Source organism: Alcanivorax sp. HI0044 (assembly GCF_001634945.1).
This window is the reverse complement of sequence record NZ_LWEZ01000233.1, coordinates 1-502: the sequence shown is the minus strand read 5'-3', so window position 1 is coordinate 502 and position 502 is coordinate 1. Positions and strand designations below refer to the sequence as shown.

The following is a 502-nucleotide window of genomic DNA, read 5'->3' as shown; positions in this document are numbered from 1 at the left end:
CATGTGGTGGACCTGGAATCCGGGGCCACCCCGGTGGATTTCGCCTATCACATTCATACCGAAGTGGGGCACCGCTGTCGGGGCGCCAAGGTGAACGGTCACATCGTGCCGTTGAACTACAGCCTGAATACCGGTGAGCAGGTCACCATTCTCACCACCAAGGAAGGCGGCCCCAGCCGTGACTGGCTGACCCCGTCACTGGGCTATGTGGCGACGTCATCCGCACGGGCGCGAATCCAGCAATGGTTCAAGCGCCAGGACCGCGATGTGCATATCGTTCAGGGCCGCACCATCCTGGAAAAGGAAATGTCGCGGCTGGCGCTGGAAAAAGTGGATCTGGATACTCTGGCGCCGCACCTCAACCTGAAAACCGGTGACGACGTATTGGCGTCTCTGGGGGCGGGCGACCTGCGTCCGGGGCATGTGGTCAATCAGGTGCAGGCCCTGCAGCCGGACAATAACCAGCAGGAAATGGAGTTTGTCCCGGCCAAGCCGAAAGCCT

At 61.2% G+C, this 502-nt stretch carries 1 protein-coding gene; it reads left to right on the top strand.

The annotated features are described in order from the left end of the window. Positions 1-502 (top strand): TGS domain-containing protein (locus A3730_RS02995; protein WP_156500837.1); only part of this gene is annotated, 502 nt, incomplete at both ends.